This is a genomic window from Agathobaculum butyriciproducens, from assembly GCA_003096535.1.
Lineage (GTDB): Bacteria > Bacillota > Clostridia > Oscillospirales > Butyricicoccaceae > Agathobaculum > Agathobaculum butyriciproducens.
This window is the reverse complement of sequence record QEKJ01000021.1, coordinates 26,829-45,348: the sequence shown is the minus strand read 5'-3', so window position 1 is coordinate 45,348 and position 18,520 is coordinate 26,829. Positions and strand designations below refer to the sequence as shown.

Genomic DNA, 18,520 nt, shown 5'->3' with positions numbered 1-18,520 from the left:
ACCTGAACGCCCGGTACGGAGTTGATCAGGTTGTTGATGTGCAGCTTGCCGATTCGGCCGCAGCCTACAACGCCAATTTTCAAAATGCCCATTGGAATTCTCTCCTTTTATATAAGGTGATTCTATTATAAACCACTTGCGGGTGTGCTTCAAGGGTGCAGCGTATTTTTCAGCGCACCGCCCAATTTTGGGGCTTCTGTTTGGTGAAAAATAGCAAAGCGGAGCGCAAAAAAATCGTGCAAAATATCCGTGCATTGTGCTAAAATAGAAAATGCACAGGAAAATGCAACACATTGCACGTTGGTGTCTAAAATGCGGTGAAACGCTTGTGCGCTTTACTGCACTATGATAAAATATGAACGTATTGTGGCAAAAATGTGTCTTTTAGGGATAAAAGAGGATACATGGATGCCTGAAAAGGAGAATATCTTATGAAGGTAACTGCACAGTGGATCGCAGAGCAGTGCGGCGTATCGCGTGGAACAGTGGACCGAGTTGTAAACGGCCGACCGAATGTAGCGCCGGAAGTGCGGGAGCGCGTGCAGAAAATAATCAGCGAATACGGCTACAAAACGCCGTCGCAGCGGCAGGCCGCCCGTGCGGGACACGGCGCGTTCCGCATCGGCGTAATCCTGCCGAGCTGGGATGCGTTTTTCATCCGCCGGATGCGCGAGGGCATTCGCGTGGCTGTACACAACCGCGGATTAAATGATGTAAATGTGCTGGTGGAGGAGCTGAAAAACCGCTCGCACCGTGCGTATTTCGAGGCCATCGGACGCATGGAGGAGCGCGGCATTGACGGTCTCATTGTCACCGCGCCGGACACGGTAGCGATGAGTGAGGAAATCGACCGGCTGGTCGCAATCGGCATTCCGGTCGTTACCTGCGACTCGGATGTGCGGCAGAGCCGCCGCCTGTATCATATCGGACAGAACATGGTCAAATCCGGCCGGATTGCCGCCGGACTGCTTGCACCGTACGTTGAGGGACAGGATGTGCTCGTCGTTACCGGCAACCGTGAATTCACGGCGCACGGACTGCGTGTGCGCGGCTTCCTTGACCGCCTGCACGAGATTTTTGATGATAACGTAAACGTAAACGTCATCGAGAGTGTCGAGCAGTACGAGCTGACCTACGACGGCGTACTGCAGCAGGTGCGGCAGAACCCGCGTCTGCGCGGTATTTATATGGCAAACGAGTCCGTGCGCGGCTGTATGGACGCGCTCGAGCGCGCAAAGCCCAATCGGCGCATTCACGTTGTCTGTCACGATCTGACGCCGCATGCGCGCCAGTATTTGGAGGACGGACGGCTGGATTTCATCGTCGATCAGGATTTTTCGGCGCAGACGACGCGCGCGATCGAAGTGCTGGCGCATACACTGCGTACCGGAGAATCGCCGCGGCAGAGCATCGAATACATTCACACCAGCATTATCACAAGGGAATTGTTGTGAGAAAGGAGCCTATATGAAAGCAAACTGGAAGCGCACACTGCTGTCTCTGGTGCTGTGCGCCGGATTTGTATGGCCTGCAGGCGCGGTAAGCACCGGACAACCGGCAGCGCCGCAGACCGGGACGAGCACCGCGCAGAGCAAACCGGCGGCGTATACCGTCAAGAAAATGGGTCTGCTGGGCGTCAAGCGTACGGTGGAGAGTGACAATAACACGGTGAAAATGCTGAATAAAACGGCAGCTTCGCTGGACAGTAGCTCGTATGCGTCGAGTGGCTCGACAGGCTCGGCAGGTCAGAGCGAAAGTCAGATTTACACCGATCTTATCATCAGCATGGAAGATGCGATGAAGAAAATCAACAAGACACAGCAGCCTGATCTGTACAAAACCTACGAAGCACAGCTGCAGGTATTAAAGGATTACCAGATCAGCCTGAATCAGAATGCCGTCAGCGGCATGCAGCAGGCAATGGCCATGCTGTCCCAGCTGGATGACGCGGCGTACACGCTGCGCAAGCAGGCGAAAAATGTCTCCGGTCAGCTGGCGCTCGGTGCACAGACCATGCTGATTACCATTAAAAATCTGGGCTACACCAAGGAAAACCTGCAGGTAACGCTGAAACAGCTGGACCGCAATCTGGCTGTGCTGAAAACTCAGAGAAAACTCGGCATGATTGGGCAGCTGCAGCTTGACACGGTGCAGAATCAGCGCGACAAGCTGGCGCAGTCCATCGACACACTGGAGACCACCCGCGAAAACCTCGGTTCGAGCGTTGCGTTGATGTGCGGTCTGGACGCGAACACCATCGTGATGCCGGCCGACTTTGAGACGCTGTACGAGGGCAATCTGGATAAGATGTCCTATCAGAAGGATTTGGAGCAGGCGCAGAAGAACAGCTTCCTCATCTGGCAGAAGCAGGATGCTGTGCGCAGCGCGTACAACTCGTACGACAAGAACATCAGCGGTACCGCCGAGGCGGTCAAGTCCGCTGAGGACGCACTGGCGGCGGCCAAGGAGTCGGTAGTGGCTGCATTCGACAGCACCTACAAGACCGTCAAGGACTGCCGGACGACTCTGGCAGCCAAGCGAACCGCACAGTCACAGGCGGAGCTTGACCTGAAAACCGCGACCGTGAAGTACAGGAAGGGCATCATCTCTAAGCTGGCGTATCAGCAGGCGCAGGATGCCGTAACGACCGCAAAGCTGAATGTGGAAAGCGCGTATCTGTCGCTGTATACTGCATATAACCAGTACGAATGGGCCAAGGAAGGCGTACTTATCACCACCGCAGCCGCATAAGAGAGGAGTATATATTATAATGAAACGAACCATTGCAGCTGGTCTTTCTGCTGCTCTGCTGTGCGGCATGGTCGTACCGGCATTTGCCGCCGATACCAAGACCGCGACGAACACCACCGGCACCACCCAGACCCAGCCGACGGCGCCGGTCAAGCTGACGTTTGACAAGCTGGAGGAGACCGTCCGCCAGAACAACGTCACCATCAAGGCGAACAACAACACCGTGCTCAGCGCGGAAAAGACCGATGTCAGCGACCGGTACATGGAAAGCTATTTCCAGCTTTCCGAGCAGATTTCGTCCTACCGGAAGCAGATCAAGGAACTGCAGAAAACGCTGAAGGAACTGGGAACCGACAAGGAGAACGCCGGTCTGCGCAAGACGCTTGAGAGCCAGATTTCCATTCTGCAGCGCAACCTGGCAGCCGCCGAAGCATCGTACAAGAACCTCGACGACGACGAGGACGACGCCGAGGAAGATCAGGAGAAAACGGTTGATAACACCCGCCGTCAGATGCAGAATGCAGCCGATGAAATCTGCCTGAGTGCGGAAAACACGTACATTTCTCTGCGCGGCATGAAGTATACGCTCAACCAGACAAACCGCAGCATTCAGCAGCTCGACCGCAACATTGCGACTGTGCAGAAGCAGGTAAAGCTGGGTATGACCGGTGTAAACACGCTCAAGAGCCTGCAGGCGCAGCGAGAGAGCGCCGTTGCCGGCAAGGCTTCGCTGACCACGCAGGTAGAGGCGCTGACCAACACGCTCGCTATCCAGTGCGGCTATACCACCGGTACGCAGATCGAAACGAGCGATCTTCCGGTCGTAACCGCCGAGCAGGTCACCTCCATTGATTATAACAAGGATCTTGCCGAGGCGCTCAAGAACAGCTACGCGATCTACTCCAAGGAGTACGCAATGCAGACCGCGTCCGACGATTACGAGAACAATAAGACCAACACGCTGTATGCTTATCAGGCAGCCAAGATCGACCGCGACGCACAGAAGGAGAGCACGACCGCTTCCTTCCGCAAGCTGTATACCGACCTGCAGGAGAAGCAGACCGCACTTGCTGCGGCGGATGCCGATCTCGCACAGGCGAAAAAGACGTTTACGGTAAGCCAGGTGCAGTACACGCGCGGCATGATCTCCAAGATGGCGTACACGGATGCGCTTGATACCTTCACCACCGCACAGGAGACCGAGGTTGCAGCGCGTATTGATCTGCTGACCGCTTACAACACCTATCAGTGGGCAAAACGCGGTGTAATTACGGCAACAACTTGATAAGCTGACCGTTTTTGCGAATATAGCAGATATATATAATGAATTGGAGGACCCCGATGAGCAATAGCAAACGAATCCTTGCGGCGCTGCTGGCCGGTGCGATGGTACTGTGTGCAGGCTGCGGCAAGGAAGAGGAAACCGAGGAGGAAAGTTCAAACAGCACTGCGGTTGAGGTAACCGATGTTACCTCGGGTGCGATGAGCTCGGAGTACACGCTGAATGGCAAGATTGCCGCCGTCAATGAGGTGCAGGTGTTCCCACTGCTGGCAGGTCAGGTGCAGACGCTGAACGTCAGCGAAGGCGACACCGTATCCAAGGGTCAGACCCTGTTTACGGTGGATACCTCGACGGTTACCTCGACGATGAGCTCGCTGCAGCAATCCTACAGCGCCACAAAGACCGCGACCGACCGTGCGATTGAATCGGCAAAGGTCGGTGTGGAGCAGGCGGAACTGGCGGTCAGCAACACGGAAGCACTGCTCGAAGCCGGTGCGGCTGCCGAGCAGGATCTGACCAAGGCCAAGCAGGCACTGACGCAGGCGCAGGCGGGTGTCGCGCAGGCTGAGGCCCAGCAGTCCGCGTCTCTGGCGCAGATTCAGGCATCTATGGACCAGATCAACAAGCAGGCAAGCCTTGGCACGGTAACCGCTCCGTGCTCGGGTACGGTTACGGCTGTAAACGTAGACCGCGGCGGCATGGCATCCTCGGCGCAGCCGAGCGTGGTCATTGCCGAGAACGGTGCGGTTGAGGTGCAGGTTTCTGTCGCTGAGGACGTATTCACCGGCATCAAGGTCGGCGATACCGCAAGCGTCACGGTTTCCGCTGTCTCCAAGGAGTCGATGAACGGTACGGTCAGCACGCTGCCGGCGGCTGCCAATGCACAGACCAATCTGTATGACGTTTCGGTTTCTCTGCCGTCCGGCACCAAGCCGCCGATCGGCGCGTTTGCTACCGTCACCTTCTATACCGACCGCCGCGCAAGCACGATTTCCGTGCCGACCGAGTCCATCCTGACCGGCAACAACAACGAGCAGTATGTGTTCACCGTAAATGCGGACGGAACTGCCGCAACCCGCGTTACCGTCACTACCGGACTGGTTACCAAGGATTCGACCGAGATCGTTTCCGGCCTCAAGGCGGGCGACCGGGTTGTTACCAAGGGTCAGTCCTATCTGTCGGACGGTGCAGCCGTGCATGTCGTTACCTCGGACGCCGCAGACGGCGGGGAGGGCTAAGCGCGCATGAAATTCGCACAAACCTTTATCAAACACCATGTAATGACCATCCTGCTGTACATACTGGTCGTTGTGTTTGGTTTTTACAGCTTCCAGAACCTGCCGCTGGCGCTCATGCCGTCCATGGAGGTTCCGGCAGCGGTTGTTTACGCTACTTACCCGGGTGCCGGTCCGGAGGATATCGAGCAGCAGGTAACCAAAAAACTCGAGGGTGCGGTAGCGGGTCTGTCCGGTCTGGATACGCTCCAGTCCACCTCGTCCGAGAATATGGCTATGCTGGTCATCCGGTTTACGAATGATACCGATATGGATCAGGCAATGACCGACCTGCGCGACAAGGTTGCACAGGTAAAGAGCCAGCTGCCGGATGACGCATCCGACCCGACCGTTATGTCGATTGATATTGACTCCATGCCGGTCGTTTCGGTGGCGCTGCGTGGCAACGATCTGGCCTCTCTGCAGTCCATCGCCGAGGACGAGATTCAGCCGGCGCTTGAGCGTCTGGACGGCGTAGCGTCTGTTGATATTTCGGGCGGCTACGAGCAGGAGATCGCAGTCCACACGGACGCCTCCCGCCTGAAGGGTTATAACCTGACCATTTCGTCCATCGGTCAGCAGCTCGGCGCGGACAACATCGCCATTCCGGGCGGCGATCTGGATAACGGTTCGCAGACGCTGGCTGTCCGCACGGACGGCGAGTATTCGTCCATTGATGATGTTAAGAACGCTCTGATCTCGCTTCCGGCAGGCGGCACGGTCCGTCTGAGCCAGATTGCGGATGTTTCCATGCAGCCGAAGGATCAGGACGCCATCTCCAAGGTTGACGGTGAGGAATGTATCATCCTGTCGGTCAACAAGCAGTCTGGCTCGAACACCGTGCAGATTGCCGAGCTGGCCAAGGCTGAGTTTGACTCCCTGCTTAAGAGCAACGATTCCCTGCAGTGGAATATCGTTATGGATCAGTCCGACTATATCAACATGACGGTTGATAACGCTATTCAGAACATCTGGATGGGCGTGCTGTTCGCCGCAATCGTGCTGTTCCTTTTCCTGCGCGACTTCGGCGCGACCATGGCTGTTACCATCGCAATGCCGTGCTGTATCCTGTTTACGTTCCTGATTATGAACGTGCTGGGCATTACGCTGAACATGATGTCGCTCGGCGGTATCACGCTCGGCGTAGGTATGATCGTGGATAACTCGATCGTTGTTCTGGAGAACATCTTTACCTATCGAGCGGACGGCTACGACCGTCTGGAGGCCTGCACCAAGGGCACCGGCGAGGTCATCGGTGCAGTTATCGCCTCCACGCTGACCACGGTCGCCGTATTCCTGCCGATCGCACTCTCCGGCGGCATGGCCGGCATGATGTTCAAGGAATTCTGTATCACCATCGTAGCGCTGCTGCTCAGCTCGCTGATCATTTCCATCACGCTCGTGCCGCTGCTGTGCTATTTCCTGCTCGGCGGCACCAAGCAGCAGAGCATCAAGCCGCAGGGCTCGGGCGCAACGCCGATCACCGAAAAGCCGCTGTCGCGTGCATACCGCAGTTCGCTGAATTTCCTGATCACCCACCGCTGGGCAGGCGTCGCGCTGACCGTTGTCATCTGTATTGTCAGCGTGCTCAGCGTCAGCCAGGCGGGCATGGAGCTCATCCCGGAGATGGATGAGGGTGAGGTGAGTGTTACGGTTTCCATGCCGAACGGTTCGACTATGGAGGACACTGCCGCCATCGAGGACCGCATTGCGGCCATCGCAGTTGATACCATCCCGGAGCTGGAGCAGATCTACTACTCGACCGGTTCTTCGACCTCGATCATGTCCTCGTCCTCGGGCGCAAGCGTTACCATTTCACTGGTAGATCTCGATCAGCGTGACCGCTCGTCAGCGGATATCGCCAAGCAGCTGCGCCATGACCTGCAGGATATTGCAGGCTGTGAACTGACGGTTTCGACCAGCAGCACCATGTCGATGTCCACGGATTCGGACATCAGCGTTGAGCTGACCGGCGATGACTACGACCAGCTGGCTGAGACGGCAGGCGATCTGGCAAACCAGATCAGCGCCTTGCCGGATGCTATCAACGTGGAATCCTCGGCAGGCGAGCAGACCCCGCGTGTTGCCGTTAAGATCAACCGCGAGAATGCGTCTCGCTTCGGTCTGAATGCGGCTACCATTGGCGGTCTGGTTCGTGGTGAGCTGACCGGCTCGACCGCAACCACGCTCCGCATGAACGGTGAGGAATACGACGTTACCGTTGCCGGTGACGAGGATGTAGCAACCAGTCTGGACGCACTGCGCTCCATGCAAATTCCGACTATGACCGGCGGCACCGTACCGCTGTCCATGGTGGCGGATGTCTACACCGAGCTCAGCCCGCAGTCCATCGTGCGCAAGAACCAGAAGGAGACCGTTACCATCACCGGTGAAAGCGAATCCGGTGACAGCAATGCCATTAAGGCGGCTGTTGACGACATTGTTGCCAAGTACGAGCTGCCGGACGGCGTAGAGGTCGGCGAAGGCGATACCGCTGCTTCGCAGATCGCAGAGACCACCGGTACGCTGATGCTGGCCCTTGCGGTGGCAATCCTGCTGGTATATTTCATTCTGGCAACGCAGTTCAACTCGTTCTCGCTGCCGATTGCAATCATGCTGATCCTGCCGATCGGTCTGCTTGGCTCGATGATCCTGCTGTGGCCGACCGGAAATCATGTTTCCATGGTCGCACTGCTCGGTGTTATCATTCTGGCCGGTACAGTCGTCAACTCGTCCATCGTGCTGATCGACTATACCCTGCAGCGCCGTCAGCGCGGTGAGGATAAGAATACGGCTATCCTGAACGCATGTCCGCGCCGTGTCCGTCCGGTGCTGATGACCGCTATGACCACTATCCTCGGCCTTGTGCCGATGGTATGCTCCAGCGGCGAAGGCTCCGAGATGATGAAGCCGATGGGTGTTGTTATGATGACCGGTATGGTTATCTCCACCATCGCAACGCTGTTTATCACCCCGGTTTACTATTCGCTGACCGACAGCGTCGCTTCCCGCCTTTCCGGCCTGTTTAAGAAAATCAAGCTGCCCAAGTTTAACTTCCATAAGAAAAATCCGCAGCAGTAAGCAAAAAGGGAACCGATTTCGGTTCCCTTTTTGAATTGAGAATGAATGGCGGGTAAAATGGGTACCGCAGTTGTCCAATGTCTGTACTATCTACTCCGCAGGGGAGCACAGTGTGTTCCCGCACTCATTTAACGATGACTTGGGCGAACACTGTTCGCCCCTACGAGGTATACGAGTGCAAATGAATTTACAAACGACGTATTGATTCAACCGCCGCGATAATTTTCCATTCTTCATTCTCAATTTTCAATTCCGATATTCCCTTGCATATCGCACAAGTGAAGTCTATAATATTTGTATAAATTGCAGATAGGAGCGAACAATATGGCTTCGGATAAAACAAATGTAATGCGTGTGCTCGAGCAGCACAAGATCGCCTATAAGCCGCACGAATATCCGCACGGCAAGGACGCCGTAGACGGTGTTTCGGTTGCGGAACTGCTCGGTCAGAACCCCGATCAGGTATTCAAGACGCTGGTTGCACGAGGCAAATCGGGCGGCTTTCATGTATTCGTTATTCCGGTCGCAAAGGAGCTTGACCTGAAAAAAGCAGCCAAGGCGGCAGGCGAAAAGTCGGTCGAGATGGTGCATGTCAAGGAACTGTTGGGACTTACCGGCTATGTACGCGGTGGCTGCTCGCCGGTCGGCATGAAAAAGGCGTTCCCGACCGTGTTTGACGAGAGCGTGAACAATGTTCCGACCGTGATGGTCTCTGCGGGCAAGATTGGCTTCCAGATCGAATGTGCACCGGCGGATCTCATCAAGCTGACACGCGCCGCGACCGCGCATATCACGACGGATTAAAGCAATACTGCATGATTAAACAAGAGCGATTTGTGAGTGGATTTTGTGCACTGACGAGGCGCGGCTTTGCGGTAATACTTGATGTATTACCGTAGAATCAGCGGCAGCGCGACCGGAGCCTGCACAAGGAACCGTTATAAAGTCAGGATACAAAATTTCCGCAAAGCGCCGTAGTCTTAATTGTGCAGTGCTGCCTTACGTCTGCGGCTTCAGCAGCCCTGCCGCATCCGGAAACAGCGCGAACACGTTCTGCACGCCGCAGCCCGCCAGCTGCGCCAGCTTGGCTGCCAGCGTGGAATCATCGTCGTACAGGACAAAGTGTGCCTGTCCGTCTGCATCCATGTAGGTGAAGTATTTCGCGCACAGCTCGCGCGAAAAGAACGGCTGCGCGCCGGTCTGCGCGAGCAGCGCGGCTCTTGCTGCGGCACTGAGTGAAATGCCGTTCGGCGTGGGTGACGGCAGGGTGAAATCCTGCGAAACCGGCTGCAGAAACGCGGCAATCCGCGCAGCGCTGTAAATGCCCTGCAGGGAGGAAATGTACTCGGTCAGACTGCCGCCCGAAATCGCGGTGGAGACCGTGAGTATCGCGTGCGACAGCGTGCGTCCGCACTCGAGCGGCACATACAGCGGAATATCCGCATCGTACAGTGCTTCGTCGAATGCGGCCAGCAGGCGGCGGTTCAGCGGCGTGTCGTGCTCAAAATCCGCGAATACGCCGGGCGCTTCCGTGCGCCGCGCCTCGAAAACCAGATCGGCGGCAATGCGCTCGGCGCTGCAGAAGTTGATAGCCTGCGGCGGGTCGGTCACGCCGAGCAGGCAGTGTCGCTGCACCGCGGACACCTTGAGCCGCTGCAGCGCCCCGGACTGCGAAATGCCAAGGCAAAGCTGCAAAACCGGCATGCCGAGCGAAGCGGCTTTCGTCGTGTCGCGTCCGGTGCATACCAGAATAAGGTTTTTCGTGTAGACCATCATGGATCGACTCCTTTGCGATAAAATTATCTTTTCTGGACTTTTTGAATAAATTCCATTACACTATATGTAGCATTACGCTAAATTAGAATACGGGTATTAACAGGAGTGTATGAATGAGCAAACTGATTCCCGATTATGTATTTGATTCGATTTACGATATTACGCCGGAGGTGCTGACTGCCCACGGCGTACGCGGCGTGCTGGTCGATCTGGATGGCACAATGGCATCCCACAAGGCTGCTCTGCCGCCCGATACGCTGCACACCTTTGTCGATCGGCTGAAGGATGCCGGCATCGCTGTGCTGGTGTTCTCCAACAACCATCCCGAGCGGGTAGGAAAGTTCTGCGAGCCGCTCGGTGTGGGTTATATCAGCCATGCCGGAAAGCCGTTTTCGCGCGGCTTCCGCAAGGCGGCAAATCGGCTTGGCCTGTCCATGCGCGAGATTGCCGTTATCGGCGACCAGATTTTCACCGACGTGTTCGGCGGCAACCGCGCAGGCGCGCTGACCTGCTACGTCGAAACGCTCGACCGCCGGTTTTTCTGGATCAATGTGCGCTATCAGCTTGAGCGCGGCTTTATCGCGCGCGGACGGCGCAGAATGGAGGCGAGAGCACATCATGGCTGAGCCGAAATTCGGTCCTGCGGGCAACTCGGAGTCGTTTGCCGCCGCAGGCTTCAAGAAGAGCGAGGATGCGCCTGCATGGCTCGCACAGATGGGATTGACCGCGTTTGAGTATCAGTGCGGACGCGGCGTGCGCTGCGGCGAGGAGACCGCCCTCAAAATCGGTGCGGCAGCCAAGCAGCACGGCATTCAGATGAGCGTTCATGCGCCGTATTTCATCAATCTCTCGTCCGAGGAGAGCGAGCGCATGGAGAAAAATGTCGGTTATGTGCTGGAGACCGCGCGGCTGGCTGTGCCGCTTGGCGCAACGCGTATGGTCGTGCACTGCGGCGGTCAGGGCAAGCTGACCCGTGACCGCGCCATGCGCAACTCGCACGAAAACGTAAAAAACATCCTGCGTGCGCTGGATGAGGCTCACCTGACCGGCTGCGCGGTCTGCCTGGAAACCATGGGCAAAAAGAGCGTGCTCGGCACTGCCGAGGAGGTCTGTGAGCTGGTGGCTGCCGATGACCGCCTGCTGCCGTGCATCGACTTCGGTCATCTCAACTGCCGCACGGGCGGCCATATGAACACCCGAGAGGAAGTGAGAGCGCTGTTCGATCTGATGGAAAATACCATCGGTCACGAGCGTACCGCCAAGCTGCACGCCCACTTCTCTCATATCGAGTATAACGATAAGGGCGAGGTGCGCCATTTGACGTTCGCGGATACGGTATACGGTCCGGATTTCACGCCGGTCGCTGAGGAAACCGCCGCACGCGGCTACGCACCGACGTTTATCTGCGAATCCGCCGGAACGCAGGCGGAGGACGCTTTAGCCATGAAGCAGTGCTTCATGGACAAATTAGAAATTCTCAATGTGTAATTACTGATTAAAAGAAAAATAGGCTTCCATCAAAGACGATAACAAAAGAAAACGGGGGGTATCACCATGAAAAAGGTATTACTGATCCACGGTCCCAACCTGAACCTGACCGGTCAGCGCGAGCCGGGCATTTATGGTTCGAACACGCTGGCATCCATCAACGCGGAGGTTGTACAGAAGTGCGAACGGCTGGGGATGGAATGCGCGGTGTTTCAATCCAACTCCGAGGGTGCGCTGATCGACCGCATTCACGCGGCTCGTGAGGACTGCGATGCGATCATCATGAACGCCGGTGCGTACACGCACTACAGCTACGCCATCCGCGATGCGATTGCGGCTGTGCGCCTGCCCTGCGTGGAGGTACATATGTCCAACGTGCATGCGCGCGAGGAATTCCGCCACAAGTCGGTCATCGGACCGGTGTGTGCGGGCGTCATTGCAGGCTTCGGCAAGCACAGCTATCTGCTCGCCGTGGATGCGGTAAAATCCATCATCGGCTAATATTTAAGAGGCGATTACCATGAAAAGAAACGAACTGCGTGCCATGCTGCTCGAGCAGCCGTATGACGCGCTGGTGCTGACCAGCGAGATCAGCCGCCGCTACGCCACGGGCTTTCACTCGACGGCAGGCGCGGTGTACCTGTCGGCTAAACAGGCGGTATTCTTCACGGATTTCCGTTATGTCGAAGCGGCACACGCGGCCATCAAGGACTTCGAGGTGCGCGAGATCAAGGCGGGCCAGAGCTATTCTGCGCTTATCAATGAGCTGCTTGACGAGGACGGCGCGAAAAAGGTCGCTCTTGAGGACAAAACGCTTACCTATGCGGAGTTCATGTCCTGGGGCACGGCGCTGCACGCGACAGCCGTCCGTCTCGAGGACGGTGTGGAGCAGCTGCGCATGTGCAAGGAAGAGGACGAGGTTGAGAAGATCGTCGCGGCACAGCGAATCGCGGAGCAGGCGCTCGAGGAGGTACTGAACGACATCAAGGTCGGCGTGACCGAGAAGGAGATCGCGGCACGGCTGACCTACCTCATGCTACACTATGGCGCGGAGAACATGTCGTTCGATCCGATCGTCGTTTCGGGCGCGAACAGCTCCAAGCCGCATGGCGTACCGGGTGAAAAGACCATCCAAGCGGGCGATTTCGTGACGATGGACTTCGGCTGTATTTATGACGGCTACTGCTCGGATATGACGCGCACGGTCGCGGTCGGCCATGTCACCGACGAGATGCAGACCGTGTACGACACGGTGCTGAACGCACAGCTTGCAGGCATTGCTGCCTGCAAGGCCGGTGTGACCGGTCGGGACGTTGACGCAGCAGGCCGTAAGATTATCGAGGCGGCAGGCTACGGTGATGCCTTCGGCCACGGCTTCGGCCACGGTGTAGGACTGGAGATCCACGAGGCTCCGGTTGCCTCTCCGCGCGGAGAAGCGCCGCTGCCGGCAGGCAGTATCGTCACCGCAGAGCCGGGTATTTATCTGCCGGGCAAGTTTGGCGTGCGTATTGAGGATATGCTGTACGTCATTGAGGACGGCTGCATTGATTTGACCGATGCGTCCAAGCAGCTTATTGTTCTGTAAATTGCGAAAAAGGGAGAAAACGTTGTTTTCTCCCTTTTATATTCCGTGAATGTTGAAAATGGGTTGCCGTATCGCTTGACGGCAGCTTGATGAAAAAGAATCAATTTAACAATTTATCCATAAGCTATACACAAAAAATCCACACAAGTTCGGCACAATGGTTACACCGATAGGAGGAGATGTTCTCATGCGTATTTTGCTAATCAATGCAGAGCAGGACGAGCGCCTGTTCGCCACCTTCAAGCATGAACATATTCTGTATGATCAGCAGCCGGAGAGCGACACGCTTGATATTTCGGAGAATATATATGATGTAATCGTGTACAATGCCACTAAGCTGGATGAGAAGACCGTCGATGCGGTGCGCTCTCTGCGAGAAAGCGGTGATATGACACCGTTGCTCGTCATGGCAGGTCACACGACCGCGCGGGCGCGTATCCGTATTCTGAATGCGGGTGCGGACAATGTACTCATGCGTCCGTGCCAGAGCGATGAGATTCTGGCGCATGTCAATGCACTGGCACGTCGGCCGAGAATGATGCAGAGTGAAATCCTGACCGCCGGCGACCTGACGCTTGACCGCGGCCGCTGTGTGCTGTCGAGCAATGACGGCGAAGTCCGTCTGTCCGGCAAGGAGCTGCAGCTTGTAGAGATGTTCCTGCGGGAACCGGGACAGGTGCTGCCGCGTGAAATGCTGCACCAGAAGGTCTGGGGAGCAGGCAGGGACGCGACCTACAATAACATCGAGGTTTATCTGACACTTGTGCGCCGCAAGCTGCGTGCGGTCGGATCGAAGGCCGAGCTGATCTCCGAGCGAGGCATCGGCTATTATCTGCAGGAAGCAGAATAAGGGAAAGGACGTACTTTCATGGTACGTCCTTTTATTTTTCCTGCACTGACTATCTGGGGCACACGAGGCACGTTGGTGCTGTGCCTTTCCGAGCGGCAGCCTTTTTTCGCTGCACTGACCCAGCGGGGGGAGTTGCGCTCTGCGGAGCGCGGGGATTCGCGGCGCCCGCCGCGGGGGCAAAAAGGAAGGACAACCTGCGGTTTTCCTTCCTCTTTGAACTCCTGCCTTTCCCTTATTAGATAGTCTGATGCAAATCGGAGAGCGGTGACCGCTTCGAAAAGGGGAACGGCAGTCGGGTTACCGTTACGTTTGTTTCGTGAAATATTCGCAGTTCACAGACAGCGTGCTGCTACACATAACGGAAAGTCTAAGCAGGCGCGACATAACAGTGTCGCGCAATTCGTTAGTCGGAGATTATAGACAGCACCTACGGATTAGGCGTTTGGTACCATTTATCTTCGTAGGCCCTGTCTATTATAACGCGCTAAAGAATTGTGCGGCACTGTCATGCCGCACCTGCGCAGAGTAGCCCGTATGTGTAGTAGTACGCTGTCTGACACTGCGAATATGTTGAGAAAGACACGGTAGTAAAAAACCTCTGCCGTTCCCTTATTTCGAAGCGGTCACATGTGGGTAATCTGCGCCAAGCTATCTAAGGGAAAAGGGGAGATTCACAAGAGGGTGGAAAACCGTAGGTTGTCCACCCTCTTGTGCGCCCGCGCGGCGTCAGCGCAATTTCCCTCGCTTCGCAAGCGGCTAAATGCGATTCTTGCTTTGTTCAATCGGCCCAAAGCACAACCCCATCAGGCGGTGCAGCCATGCCCAAAGCCTGTTTTTCGTCAAATTATTCTGTTTCACAGCCTGTTCCTCCTGCGGGAAAGTTTTCTTTTTACGGTATTATTGTACCGCAATTTTTTCGCCGATTCCTGCACAAAATGATGAAAGATTTCTTAAGGCAACACCGCACAATTAAAGCTGCGGCGCTTTGCGGAAATTTTATGTCCTGACTTTGTTGCGATTTCACGGTAATACATCAAGTATTACCGCAAAACCGCGCCTTGTCAGCACGCAAAATTTGCTCGCAAATCGCTCTTGTTCAATTATGCGGTATTGCCTTAAATATTTGTGAAGGAGCAGAGGACGCACAGTCTGTGTCAATTTACTCCGGCTCATCTTCATCGAGCAGCGTGAGTACATAAATCGGCGCGTCATTCTGCGTCACCTGCACATGCACATGGGTGCCGAGTGCGGATTCTGCGGGAATGCTGTCCGCGCACACGCCGAGCGCCTCACCGGCGGAGACAACCTGCCCTTCCTGCACGCGTACATCGTCCATGCCGCAGTACGACGAGGTCAGGCCGTTATTGTGCGTCAGTGTCACGCAGGTGCCGTACAGACCGTCCTCGGCAATCTGCTGTACAGTGCCGTCGGTCAGTGCGAGCACGGTTTCGCCGGCTTCGGCAGAGAAGTCTGTGCCGGCATGAACACGCCAGTCACCCATGGTCGGCTGGAACAGCAGCGTGTCACCCGAAAATGGAGTCAGCACGGCTCCGGACACCGGCCGCACATACACGGGTGCGCTGACCGTCACCGCCGGTTCCGGCTCTGCCGCCGCGACCGGCTGTTCCTCGATCACTGACTCGGGTTCCTGCTCCTGCTGCGGAACGGTGGCCGGTTCGGTCGGTGCTTCGGCGGTCGAGTCGGCCGGTGCGATGATAGGCATGCCGGTGTCCGGCTCGACCGCGTTCTGCCGGTGTGCATTGCCCCAGATCACCCATGCGGATGCGGCGATGATGAGCGCACACAGCGAAAGAATGGTGTAGAATCCGCGGGTAGAGAGCGCCGCGGTGTGTTTGGATTGATATTGCTTCATGTCCCTTTACCTCCGTTGCTGACAGTATGGTCGGCTGCTGCGGAAAATATACGCGCCGCCGAAAATTTGCCGCACAGCGGACACTTCATCGGCAGATGCCGGATAGCCCACAAAAGGGGGGACGTCTGCGGATTGTACCCAATCGCCGAATGTGGTATAATAACCGCAGAAGAGAGTGACCCAAGGAGGGAAAAACTATGGAACTGGCTGACTTTTTCGCGATTGACCGGCTGTCGCAGCACGACGAGGAACTGCTGATCGAATCCGCGATGCAAATGCAGCAGATGATGATGCTGTACGAATCCGGCATCCGCGAGATCAAAACCAAGCTGGATATTCTGAGCGACGAGTCGCGTATTTCGGGCAAGCCAAGCCCGATCGATGCCATCAAGAGCCGCATCAAAAGTCCGCGCAGCATTATCGGCAAGCTCAAGCGGCGCGGATTTCCGATCACGCTGCAGTCCATGATAGACAATCTGAATGATATTGGCGGTATCCGCGTGATCTGTCCGTTTATCGAGGATATTTACACGGTAGCGGACATGCTCATGCGGCAGGACGACTTGACGCTGATCGAGAAGAAAGACTACATTGCCAATCCCAAGCCGAACGGCTACCGCAGCCTGCATCTGATCCTCGAGGTGCCGATTTTCCTCGCGGAACGCACGCAGCCGGTACGCATCGAGCTGCAGATTCGCACGATGGCGATGGATTTCTGGGCCAGCCTGGAGCACCAGCTGCGCTATAAATCCGATGTGGAGATTCCGGAGCATATGTCCGATGATTTGAAGAAGTGTGCGGATGTTATTGCGGAGACCGATCAGGAGATGCAGCGCATCGCAAAAGAACTGAAAGTGCTGTAAAAGGAGAAATTATGCAATACATACCCATTATAACCCTGGTTCTGGTGGTAATCCTGCTGGGACTGGTCATCGTTCTGCTGACCCGCAAGCCGGAAAAGCCGGAGCTTCCGCAGCAGATTGACCCAACCGCATCCATTACTGCGCTCGGCACGCTCGTGACGCAAAACCTGCGCGAAGGCCGGGAAGCGCAGAGCAATCAGCTTTCCGCGATGGACAAGAGCCTTGGAGACAAAATGAGCGGTCTGACCGATCAGCTCGGCCGGTTTGAGACGCGTCTGCAGGGTTTTACGGCGGAAACAACGCAGAATCTGACTAATATCCGCGAAACCGTGGATAAAAACCTGCACACCTTCACGGGTGAGACAAAACAGAATCTGGAAACTATCCGCAGCACGATGGACAAGAATCTGCACACGTTCACCGGCGAAACCAAACAGGATTTGGAAACTATCCGCGAAACGGTAGATAAAAATCTGCACACCTTCACGGGTGAGACCAAGCAGGATTTGGAGAATATCCGCGTTACGGTGGATAAAAATCTGCGTGCCATGCAGGAGGACAACAACAAAAAGCTGGACGATATGCGCCAGATTGTAGACGAAAAGCTGCAGAAAACGCTGTCTGAGCGCATGAACGAGTCGTTTAAGCTGGTCAACGAGCGCTTGGAGCAGGTTTACAAGGGCCTCGGTGAGATGCAGACGCTGGCACAGGGTGTCGGTGATTTGAAGAAGGTGCTCACCAATGTCAAGACCCGCGGCATTGTGGGCGAGATTCAGCTGGGTGCGATCCTCGAGGATATTCTCGCGCCCGAGCAGTACGAGACCAACGTGGCGACCGTGCCGAACAGCCGCAATGTAGTCGAGTACGCGGTCAAGCTGCCCGTTGAGGACGGCAGCTTTGTCTGGCTGCCGATTGACTCCAAGTTCCCGGGAGACACCTACGGGGCGCTCCGTGACGCATATGAGGAAGGCTCGCGCGAGCAGATTGACGCATGCGTCAAGCAACTGATCGCCACCCTCAAATCCGAGGCGAAGGACATTCATGATAAGTACCTTGCGCCGCCGCATACGACCGAGTTCGGCATCATGTTCCTGCCGTTCGAGGGACTGTATGCCGAAGCCGTCAGCCGCGGCATGGTGGAGATTCTGCAGCGGGACTATCATGTTAATCTGGCAGGTCCGAGCACGATGGCGGCGCTGCTGAACAGTCTGCAGATGTCGTTCCGCACGATTGCGATTCAGAAGCGCTCGGGTGAGGTCTGGAGCGTGCTCGGCGCAGTCAAGACCGAGTTTGATAAGTTTGAAGCCTGCCTGACGCAGACGCAGAACCGACTTGATCAGGCGAGCCGTGAACTGGATAAGCTGGTCGGTACGCGCACGCGCGCTATCCGCCGCAAGCTGAAGGGCGTTACCGAGCTCAGCGAGAGCGAAACGCAGAAGGTTCTGGATATCGGCACCGATTCGGAAGAAGAGTGAAGAGATTTTTAACCGCTTTCTCGGAAAAAGAAAACACCGCAGAGCTTTGCTCTGCGGTGTTTTTCGACGATAAATTTATAATTTTGTGATTTCAACCAATTAGCGCGATAGCGCGTGTCAAATAGCATTTGCATTGCAAATGCCAAAAAAGCGGGAGCATGTATCACGCTTTTTTGACTTCTGGAGGGAGAAAGTTTCTATATAGGAATTTTCGGACGACTT

At 56.0% G+C, this 18,520-nt stretch carries 15 protein-coding genes; 13 read left to right on the top strand and 2 right to left on the bottom strand.

Annotated elements, in window-relative coordinates; genetic code table 11:
* The first annotated feature begins 431 nt into the window (after positions 1–431).
* The 6 genes from C7386_RS11820 (at position 432) to ybaK (ending at position 9,192) form a co-directional block, all read left to right on the top strand.
* Positions 432–1,454: a LacI family DNA-binding transcriptional regulator gene (locus C7386_RS11820; RefSeq protein WP_110435861.1), complete on the top strand. Its 1,023-nt coding sequence runs from the start codon at positions 432–434 to the stop codon at positions 1,452–1,454.
* A gap of 13 nt (positions 1,455–1,467) precedes the next feature.
* Positions 1,468–2,751, top strand: a complete 1,284-nt coding sequence (locus C7386_RS11815; protein ID WP_165815551.1) for a TolC family protein — start codon at positions 1,468–1,470, stop codon at positions 2,749–2,751.
* A 19-nt stretch (positions 2,752–2,770) separates the two neighbouring features.
* Positions 2,771–4,036 (top strand): TolC family protein, encoded by a 1,266-nt coding sequence (locus C7386_RS11810; RefSeq protein WP_165815550.1) that lies wholly within the window; start codon positions 2,771–2,773, stop codon positions 4,034–4,036.
* Positions 4,037–4,092: 56 nt separating this feature from the next.
* Positions 4,093–5,271: an efflux RND transporter periplasmic adaptor subunit gene (locus C7386_RS11805; protein WP_158557384.1), complete on the top strand. Its 1,179-nt coding sequence runs from the start codon at positions 4,093–4,095 to the stop codon at positions 5,269–5,271.
* 6 nt (positions 5,272–5,277) lie between these two features.
* Complete coding sequence (locus C7386_RS11800) at positions 5,278–8,388, top strand: efflux RND transporter permease subunit (RefSeq protein WP_116705594.1); 3,111 nt, start codon at positions 5,278–5,280, stop codon at positions 8,386–8,388.
* A gap of 324 nt (positions 8,389–8,712) precedes the next feature.
* The gene (gene ybaK / locus C7386_RS11795) at positions 8,713–9,192 is read left to right on the top strand and encodes a Cys-tRNA(Pro) deacylase (RefSeq protein ID WP_110435866.1); all 480 of its coding nucleotides are present in this window, start codon (positions 8,713–8,715) and stop codon (positions 9,190–9,192) included.
* 195 nt (positions 9,193–9,387) lie between these two features.
* On the opposite strand, the gene C7386_RS11790 is transcribed toward ybaK, so the two are convergent.
* Positions 9,388–10,164, bottom strand: a complete 777-nt coding sequence (locus C7386_RS11790; RefSeq protein ID WP_110435867.1) for a hypothetical protein — start codon at positions 10,162–10,164, stop codon at positions 9,388–9,390.
* A 113-nt stretch (positions 10,165–10,277) separates the two neighbouring features.
* Here C7386_RS11790 and C7386_RS11785 point away from each other — a divergent pair, with 113 nt between their 5' ends.
* The 5 genes from C7386_RS11785 (at position 10,278) to C7386_RS11765 (ending at position 14,087) form a co-directional block, all read left to right on the top strand.
* Complete coding sequence (locus tag C7386_RS11785; RefSeq protein WP_110435868.1) at positions 10,278–10,790, top strand: YqeG family HAD IIIA-type phosphatase; 513 nt, start codon at positions 10,278–10,280, stop codon at positions 10,788–10,790.
* The gene (locus tag C7386_RS11780; protein ID WP_110435869.1) at positions 10,783–11,652 is read left to right on the top strand and encodes a TIM barrel protein; all 870 of its coding nucleotides are present in this window, start codon (positions 10,783–10,785) and stop codon (positions 11,650–11,652) included. Before C7386_RS11785 ends, C7386_RS11780 begins: the two co-directional genes overlap by 8 nt.
* Positions 11,653–11,718: 66 nt before the next feature.
* Positions 11,719–12,153 carry a type II 3-dehydroquinate dehydratase gene (gene aroQ / locus C7386_RS11775; RefSeq protein WP_110435870.1) on the top strand — a complete coding sequence of 145 codons (435 nt, stop codon included), beginning with the start codon at positions 11,719–11,721 and terminating at the stop codon, positions 12,151–12,153.
* A gap of 19 nt (positions 12,154–12,172) precedes the next feature.
* Positions 12,173–13,237: an aminopeptidase P family protein gene (locus C7386_RS11770; RefSeq protein WP_110435871.1), complete on the top strand. Its 1,065-nt coding sequence runs from the start codon at positions 12,173–12,175 to the stop codon at positions 13,235–13,237.
* Between the two features lie 187 nt (positions 13,238–13,424).
* Positions 13,425–14,087 (top strand): response regulator transcription factor, encoded by a 663-nt coding sequence (locus C7386_RS11765; RefSeq protein WP_158580978.1) that lies wholly within the window; start codon positions 13,425–13,427, stop codon positions 14,085–14,087.
* 1,159 nt (positions 14,088–15,246) lie between these two features.
* On the opposite strand, the gene C7386_RS11760 is transcribed toward C7386_RS11765, so the two are convergent.
* On the bottom strand, positions 15,247–15,960 hold the full coding sequence (locus tag C7386_RS11760; protein WP_116705593.1) for a M23 family metallopeptidase: 714 nt from the start codon (positions 15,958–15,960) through the stop codon (positions 15,247–15,249).
* Between the two features lie 197 nt (positions 15,961–16,157).
* Here C7386_RS11760 and C7386_RS11755 point away from each other — a divergent pair, with 197 nt between their 5' ends.
* Positions 16,158–16,823, top strand: coding sequence for a GTP pyrophosphokinase (locus tag C7386_RS11755; RefSeq protein ID WP_110435874.1), 666 nt, complete (start codon positions 16,158–16,160; stop codon positions 16,821–16,823).
* Positions 16,824–16,834: 11 nt separating this feature from the next.
* A complete protein-coding gene (locus C7386_RS11750; RefSeq protein WP_242994927.1) occupies positions 16,835–18,298 on the top strand; it encodes a DNA recombination protein RmuC in 1,464 nt (487 codons plus the stop codon).
* Positions 18,299–18,520 lie beyond the last annotated feature (222 nt).

Excerpts from the sequence above, each read along its gene's own strand:
- C7386_RS11820 (WP_110435861.1), top strand. The coding sequence starts at position 432 with ATGAAGGTAACTGCACAGTGGATCGCAGAGCAGTGCGGCGTATCGCGT.
- C7386_RS11815 (WP_165815551.1), top strand. The coding sequence starts at position 1,468 with ATGAAAGCAAACTGGAAGCGCACACTGCTGTCTCTGGTGCTGTGCGCC.
- C7386_RS11810 (WP_165815550.1), top strand. The coding sequence starts at position 2,771 with ATGAAACGAACCATTGCAGCTGGTCTTTCTGCTGCTCTGCTGTGCGGC.
- C7386_RS11805 (WP_158557384.1), top strand. The coding sequence starts at position 4,093 with ATGAGCAATAGCAAACGAATCCTTGCGGCGCTGCTGGCCGGTGCGATG.
- C7386_RS11800 (WP_116705594.1), top strand. The coding sequence starts at position 5,278 with ATGAAATTCGCACAAACCTTTATCAAACACCATGTAATGACCATCCTG.
- ybaK (WP_110435866.1), top strand. The coding sequence starts at position 8,713 with ATGGCTTCGGATAAAACAAATGTAATGCGTGTGCTCGAGCAGCACAAG.
- C7386_RS11790 (WP_110435867.1), bottom strand. The coding sequence starts at position 10,164 with ATGATGGTCTACACGAAAAACCTTATTCTGGTATGCACCGGACGCGAC.
- C7386_RS11785 (WP_110435868.1), top strand. The coding sequence starts at position 10,278 with ATGAGCAAACTGATTCCCGATTATGTATTTGATTCGATTTACGATATT.
- C7386_RS11780 (WP_110435869.1), top strand. The coding sequence starts at position 10,783 with ATGGCTGAGCCGAAATTCGGTCCTGCGGGCAACTCGGAGTCGTTTGCC.
- aroQ (WP_110435870.1), top strand. The coding sequence starts at position 11,719 with ATGAAAAAGGTATTACTGATCCACGGTCCCAACCTGAACCTGACCGGT.
- C7386_RS11770 (WP_110435871.1), top strand. The coding sequence starts at position 12,173 with ATGAAAAGAAACGAACTGCGTGCCATGCTGCTCGAGCAGCCGTATGAC.
- C7386_RS11765 (WP_158580978.1), top strand. The coding sequence starts at position 13,425 with ATGCGTATTTTGCTAATCAATGCAGAGCAGGACGAGCGCCTGTTCGCC.
- C7386_RS11760 (WP_116705593.1), bottom strand. The coding sequence starts at position 15,960 with ATGAAGCAATATCAATCCAAACACACCGCGGCGCTCTCTACCCGCGGA.
- C7386_RS11755 (WP_110435874.1), top strand. The coding sequence starts at position 16,158 with ATGGAACTGGCTGACTTTTTCGCGATTGACCGGCTGTCGCAGCACGAC.
- C7386_RS11750 (WP_242994927.1), top strand. The coding sequence starts at position 16,835 with ATGCAATACATACCCATTATAACCCTGGTTCTGGTGGTAATCCTGCTG.